Here is a 6995-nt window from a genome sequence, read left to right on the forward strand (position 1 = left end):
GCCCCGGCGGGGGGCGGGGGCGGAGGCGCCTCCGGCGGGGGCGCCGGGGGGTGGGGACGTCGCGGGTCCGGGGCTTGGGGACGTCGCCGGTCCGAGGCTTGGGGACGTCGCCGGTCCGAGGCTTGGGGACGTCGCCGGTCCGGGGCTTGGGGGCGTCGCCGGTCCGGGGCTTGGGGGCGTCGCCGGTCCGGGGTCCGGGGGCGTCGCCGGTCCGGGGCCACGAGGTGCCGTCGCCCCGGAGCCCGGGGGCGTCGCCGGTCCGGCGTCCGGGCCCCCGCCGGGGGTGCCCCCGGCGGCGCGGGGGGCCGGGGTCTCGCCGTTCTGGAGCGACACGTGCGTTCCGCCTCTCGTCGGGGGCTGCGGGCTACCTTCGGGCCGATTCTCCCGTCCCGGCGCCGGACGCCGGTACCGAGGCCCGGGGGGTGTCGCCCTCCGGGCGGGCGGCGGGCACGGTGGCGCCACGGGCCGGCGCGCCCGCTTCCGGGTCCTGCGCGACCGGGTCCGCCGGGGCGCGCCCCGGCAGGAAGGCGGCGACGACCGCCGCGCCGACCAGGGCGATCGCGGCCGAGGCGATCGCCGTGACGTGCATGGCGTCCAGGAAGGCCTGGTGGGCGGGGGCCACCAGGTCCCGTCCCGCCGGGCCGAGCTTCTCGGCGACCGCGAGCGTGCCCTCGACGGACTCGCCCGCCAGGGACCGCAGCGCCGCGGGCACCCCGCCCAGGTGCCCCTCGATCTCGCCCCGGTAGACGGAGGAGAGGACCGAGCCGAGGACGGCGACGCCGAGCGCGCCGCCGACCTGCCGGAAGGTGTTGTTGATCGCCGAGCCGGAGCCCGCCTTCTCGCGGGGCAGCGCCTGCATGATCGCGACCGTGACCGGCGGCATGATGTGCGCCATGCCCGCGCCCTGGAGGAAGAAGACGACTTCGAGGACCCAGACCGGGGTCGAGGCGTCGAAGAGCGCGAAGGCGGCGAGGCCGAGGGCGACGAGCAGCATGCCGGCGGCGCACACGGTCCGGGCGCCGAAGCGCTCGACCACGATCCGGGCCCGGGGCGCGAACGCCATCTGCGCGACGGCCAGCGGCAGCAGGAGCAGGCCGGACTCCAGGGCGCTGTGGCCCCGGACGCTCTGGAGGTAGAAGGCCGAGAAGAAGGTCACGCCCATGAGGGCGAAGAAGACGAGCGCGATGGCGGCGACGGCGGCCGAGAACGCGGGCTTCCCGAAGTACGACATGTCGATGGCCGGGTGGTCGCTGCGCCGCTCGTGCAGGACGAAGCCGACGAGGACCGCGAGGCCGCCGAGGGCCGGGGCGAGGACGGTGGCGTCGGTGAAGTCGGCCAGCTCGCCGCCGCGGATGATCCCGTACACGAGGAGGACGAGGCCGGCGACGGAGAGGAGGACGCCGGGCACGTCGACGCGGCCGGGCTTCGGGTCCCGGGAGTCGGGCACGAGCCAGGCCATCAGGGCCAGGGCGAGGAGCACGACGGGCACGTTGACGAGGAAGATCGATCCCCACCAGAAGTGTTCGAGCAGGAGGCCGCCGGTGATGGGGCCGATCGCGATGGCGAGGCCGACGCTGCCGGCCCAGATGCCGATGGCCTTGGGCTGCTCGTCGCGCTCGAAGACGTTCATGAGGACGGCGAGGGTCGCGGGCATCACGAAGGCGGCGCCGAGGCCCATGACGGCCCGGAAGGCGATCAGCTCGCCCGGGGTGCCGGAGAAGGCGGCGAGGGCGGAGCCGATGCCGAAGACGGTGATGCCGAAGAGCAGCACCTTCTTGCGGCCGAGGCGGTCGCCGAGCAGGCCGGAGGTGAAGAGGAGGCCGGCGAAGACGAGCGTGTAGGAGTTGATGGCCCACTCCAGCTCGCTCTGGGTGGCGCCGACGCCGGTGGGGGCGGGGGCGGCGATCGTCCTGACGGCCACGTTCAGGATCGAGTTGTCGAGGACGACGATCAGCAGGCTGAGCATCAGGACGCCGAGGATCGCCCAGCGGCGCCGGTGGACGGCCTCGGGGACGCGGGGCCCGGCGGGTGCCGCGGGGGCGGAGGGTGCGGTGGACGGTCGTGACATGCCGACCAGCCTAGAACCATTTCGATACGAGACCGTCTCGTATCGAAAAAGCTGGTCGAGTCTTTACGTTCCCGCACGTTCCCGCCGGGCCGCTTCCGGCCGGAGTCGCCCCCCGGCCCCCTGGCCGCCCCGGCCGTACGCCACGCCGTTGCCGTCTTCGCGGCGCTTCACACATTGCGGTGGTGTGAACAGCGCCACTCCGGCCCACTTTCCCGTCCGCCCGCCGAAGTGCCACCATGGACGTGGTCCGGGGACGCCGTGAGGGCGCCTCGAGATGACAACAAGGAGCCGTTCACCATGACGCTTCAGGCTGCCCAGAAGCCGCCCGCCGCCGCGGGCGACGGCAACAAGTCGCTCTACGGGGGCAAGGGCACCCGCCGCATCACCGTCCACGACATCGCCGCCGCCAAGACCCGCGGCGAGAAGTGGCCCATGCTCACCGCCTACGACGCGATGACCGCCTCCGTCTTCGACGAGGCCGGCATCCCGGTCATCCTCGTCGGCGACTCCATGGGCAACTGCCACCTCGGCTACGACACCACCGTGCCCGTCACGATGGACGAGATGACCTTCCTCTCCGCCGCCGTCGTGCGCGGGACCAGGCGGGCCCTCGTCGTCGGGGACCTCCCCTTCGGCTCGTACCAGGAGGGGCCCGTCCAGGCCCTGCGCAACGCCACCCGGCTCGTCAAGGACGCCGGCGTCGGGGCGATCAAGCTGGAGGGCGGCGAGCGCTCGCTGCCGCAGACCGAGCTGCTCGTCCAGGCCGGCATCCCCGTCATGTCCCACCTGGGCCTGACCCCGCAGTCCGTCAACACCATGGGCTACCGGGTGCAGGGCCGCTCCGACGAGGCCGCCCACCGGCTGCTCCGCGACGCCAAGGCCGCGCAGGACGCGGGCGCGTTCGCGGTCGTCCTGGAGCTCGTGCCGGCCGAGCTGGCCGCCGAGGTCACCCGCTCGCTGCACATCCCGACCATCGGCATCGGCGCGGGCGCCGGGACCGACGCGCAGGTCCTCGTCTGGACCGACATGGCCGGTCTGACCGGCGGCAAGGTGCCGCGCTTCACCAAGCAGTACGCCAACCTCCGCGAGACGCTGGGCGACGCCGCGCGCGCCTTCGCCGAGGACGTCTCCGGCGGGGCGTTCCCCGCCGAGGAGCACACCTTCCACTAGGTCCCGAGGACCGGGTCCCGAGGACCGGGTCCCGAAGGCCCTTCGCGAAGGGCCCCGAGAAGCCACTGCGGCACCTCCGACAGCCCGCCGACATCCCCCATCGGCGGGCTGTCGGCCGTCTGTCGGGGCGTTGTCGGTGGCGGCTGGTCTAGTAGGGGCCATGACGCGATCACACACCAACGCCGTCGAGGTACGGGGCCTCGTGAAGCACTTCGGCGAGACGAAGGCCCTCGACGGGGTCGACCTGGACGTCCGGGAGGGCACGGTCCTCGGGGTCCTCGGGCCCAACGGCGCCGGGAAGACCACCCTCGTCCGCTGCCTGTCCACCCTGATCGTCCCGGACGCCGGGACCGCCACCGTCGCCGGTTACGACGTGGTGCGCCAGCCCCGGCAGCTGCGCCGCACCATCGGCCTCACCGGCCAGTACGCCTCGGTGGACGAGAAACTGTCCGGCTGGGAGAACCTGTACATGATCGGGCGGCTGCTCGACCTCTCCCGCAAGGACGCCCGGGCCCGCGCCGACGAGCTCCTGGAGCGCTTCTCGCTCACCGAGGCCGCCAAGCGGCCCGCGATGAACTACTCGGGCGGCATGCGCCGGCGGCTCGACCTGGCCGCCTCGATGATCGGGAACCCGGCCGTCCTCTACCTGGACGAGCCGACGACCGGCCTCGACCCCCGCACCCGCAACGAGGTGTGGGACGAGGTCAAGCGGATGGTCTCCGAGGGCGCCACGGTCCTGCTCACCACCCAGTACATGGAGGAGGCGGAGCAGCTCGCGAGCGAGCTGACCGTGGTCGACCGCGGCAAGGTCATCGCCAACGGCAAGGTGGACGACCTCAAGGCCCGGGTCGGCGGCCGCACCCTGAAGGTGCGCCCGGTGGACCCGGCCGACCTGACCGCCATGGCCGCCGCGCTGCGCGAGACCGGTCTCGACGGCGTCGCCGGCGCGACCGTCGTCCCCGACGAGGGCGCGCTGTACGTGCCGATCCTCGCCGACGAGCAGCTGACCGCCGTCGTGGGCCTGCTCGGCGCGCGCGGCTTCGGCATCGCCCACATCGGCACCCATCTGCCCAGCCTGGACGAGGTGTTCCTGGCGATCACCGGCCAGAAGACGACCGTGTCCGACGCGCTTCCCGAGGAGGTCGCCGCATGAGCACCGCCACCACGACCACACCGCTCTCCAAGGCTCCCGCCGGCGCCCCCGCCCCGGGCACGGGCCCGGCGCGGGCGCTGCCCGGCGAGGGCCGGATCGGGCTGCGGGCCAACCTGCGCCACATCGGCGCCCTGGCCCGGCGCAACGCCCTCCAGATCAAGCAGGACCCGGAGTCGATGTTCGACGCCGTCCTGATGCCGATCATCTTCATCCTGCTGTTCGTGTACGTCTTCGGCGGCGCGATCGCCGGCAAGGGCAACAACGACGCGTACGTGAACTACGTGACGCCCGGTCTGATGGCGATGATGGGCATGAACATCGCCATGGCCGTCGGGTCCGGTGTGAACGAGGACTTCAAGAAGGGGGTCATGGACCGGTTCCGGACGATGCCGATCGCCCGGTCCTCCGTCCTGATCGCCAAGATCGTCGTCGAGGTCGGCCGCATGCTGATCGCCACCGCGATCCTGCTCGGCATGGGCTTCCTGCTCGGCATGGAGATCAAGACCTCGGTCCTCGACCTCTTCGCCGCGATCGGCCTGTCGATGGTCTTCGGCGCCTCGCTGATGTGGATCTTCATCCTGCTGGGCCTCACCATGAAGACGACGCAGGCGGTCCAGGGGGTCGCGATGCTGGTCCTGATGCCGCTCCAGTTCGGCTCCTCGATCTTCGCCCCGCCGACCTCGATGCCGGGCTGGCTGGAGACCTTCACCGACTACAACCCGCTCTCCAACCTCGCCGACGCCGCGCGGAACCTCGTCAACGGCGGTCCGGTCGCCCACTCGGTGTGGATGACCCTCGGCTGGTCGGTGCTGATCACGGCCGTCACGGCGCCGATCGCGGTCGCCAAGTTCCGCAAGAAGACCTGAGTCGCGGGGCCCGGGGGGTCAGGACTCGGCGCGCTCTCTGATCGCGTCGGCGGCGCGACCGAGCAGGGCGGCGGCCTCTTCCAGGGAGAGGCCGTCGCCCTCGGCGCGCGCGGCCTCGAACTCGGCGTCGCCGAGCGCGGACCGGGCGAGCGCGGTGGCCTGCTCCAGCTGTTCCCGCTCGGTCGGCGGCGGCAGGTGCCCCGCCGGGAGCAGCCCGTCCCTGGCCCCGAGCAGCACCGCACCGGTCCGCGCCTCCGGTCCGCCGAGCCCGGCCAGGGCCCAGGCGGCGATGATCAGGTGCATCGCCGGCATTTGCGGGCCGATCATCATGGACAGCGGTCCGAGGGAGCTCTCGTACGCCTCCGTGGCGAGGGCGAGCCCGGAGCCGTACCGCCCGTCCAGGACGTCCAGCCAGCCGAGGACGCCGAGGGTGAAGCCCCTGAAGAGGGCGAGGGTGTCCGAGTCGAACTCCCCGAGGAGCGCGTGGAGGTGTTCGCGGGCCTCGTCGGTCCGACCCGCGCGGCCGAGCGCCACCCCGAGGAACATGCGGGCGCCGACGCGGGGTTCGTGGCCCAGGCCGTGGTCGTCGGCCAGGATCCCGCGCAGGATCGCCTCGCCCTCGGCGGGCCGTCCGGACTCGACGAGCGTGCCGGCGTACCGGGCCCGCAGGAGCAGCACCTGCGCCTGGGCGCCGATCCGTTCGGCGTGGGCGATGGCGGCGGTGAAGTCCGCGGCGGCGGCCTCGAAGTCGAGGAGCCGTTCCTCGGCCTCCGCGCGGGAGGAGAGCGCCTCGGCCGCGCCCCAGGCGTCGCCGAACCGCTCGAAGATCTCCAGGCTCTCGTCGGCGTCGGCGATCGCCTCGGCGGCCCGGTCGCCCCGGTTGGCGAGCATGTTGGCGCGCAGCTGGAGGATGTTGGCGAGGTCCCACTCGTAGCCGTGGCGGCGGCAGGCGTCCACGGTGGTGTCGAGCCGCTCGCCGAGCCGGCCGGCCTCCCCGATGAGGAGGACCGCGAAGACGGCGAAGGCGCCGGGCAGCCGGCAGGACTGGGGCAGGCCGGGCGCGTAGTCGGCGGTCATCTCGCGCAGCCGCCGCACGCCCTCGGGGGTGGTCCAGCGGCCGGTGTCGTGGCTCATGTTGATCAGTTCGACGAGCCGGACCCCGCGCCGGGCCTCCCAGCGCTGCTCCTCGGAGAGCGGCGGCGGCGCGGCCGTGCACGGCTCGTACAGGGGTACGACGGGGGCGGCGGGCGGCGCGAACGGGTCGGGTCCGAGGGCGGCGGCGGCCTCGGCCCAGTACAGGGCGTCGGTGCGCAGGTCCCGCAGTTGCCAGTACCAGAGCAGGCAGTGGACGAGGACGAGGGCCTCGTCCTCGTCGCGGGCGTCGACGGCCCGGCGCAGGGCGGTGCGGAGGTTGCCGTACTCGGTCCCGAAGCGGGCGATGGCGGCGACCTGCCCCGGCCCCCGCAGCTCCGGATCGGTCCGCCGGGCCAGCTCCCGGTAGTACACCAGATGCCGCCGCTCCCCCTCCGCCCGCCCCCCCGCCTCCACCAGCCGCTCCCGCGCGTACTCCGCCACCGTCTCCAGCAACCGGTAACGCATCCCCACCCCACCCGGAGCGGCCACCACCAGCGACTTGTCCACCAACGCACCCAGCACGCCCAGCACGTCCCCGGCCCCACCGCCCCCGCACACCGCCTCCGCCGCCCCCAGATCACACCCGCCCGTGAACACCGAAAGC

General features: G+C 73.6%; 5 protein-coding genes. 3 read left to right on the forward strand and 2 right to left on the reverse strand.

The annotated features are described in order from the left end of the window. Positions 1-364: 364 nt before the first annotated feature. Positions 365-2068, reverse strand: a complete 1704-nt coding sequence (locus tag OO47_RS32700) for an MFS transporter (RefSeq protein ID WP_030222092.1) — start codon at positions 2066-2068, stop codon at positions 365-367. A 297-nt stretch (positions 2069-2365) separates the two neighbouring features. Here OO47_RS32700 and panB point away from each other — a divergent pair, with 297 nt between their 5' ends. The 3 genes from panB to OO47_RS32715 all read left to right on the forward strand — a co-directional run bounded on the left by panB (position 2366) and on the right by OO47_RS32715 (position 5257). After that, positions 2366-3238, forward strand: a complete 873-nt coding sequence (panB, locus tag OO47_RS32705) for a 3-methyl-2-oxobutanoate hydroxymethyltransferase (RefSeq protein WP_030222087.1) — start codon at positions 2366-2368, stop codon at positions 3236-3238. Positions 3239-3398: 160 nt separating this feature from the next. Continuing rightward, a complete protein-coding gene (locus tag OO47_RS32710) occupies positions 3399-4391 on the forward strand; it encodes an ATP-binding cassette domain-containing protein (RefSeq protein ID WP_030222084.1) in 993 nt (330 codons plus the stop codon). Then, on the forward strand, positions 4388-5257 hold the full coding sequence (locus OO47_RS32715; protein ID WP_030222080.1) for an ABC transporter permease: 870 nt from the start codon (positions 4388-4390) through the stop codon (positions 5255-5257). Before OO47_RS32710 ends, OO47_RS32715 begins: the two co-directional genes overlap by 4 nt. Before the next feature lie 18 nt (positions 5258-5275). On the opposite strand, the gene OO47_RS32720 is transcribed toward OO47_RS32715, so the two are convergent. Next, positions 5276-6995: ATP-binding protein (locus OO47_RS32720; protein ID WP_033211142.1), on the reverse strand; the 1720-nt coding region annotated here is incomplete at its 5' end.

It is taken from the genome of Streptomyces bikiniensis (assembly GCF_000716625.1).
In the GTDB taxonomy this organism is placed as follows: Bacteria; Actinomycetota; Actinomycetes; order Streptomycetales; family Streptomycetaceae; genus Streptomyces; species Streptomyces bikiniensis.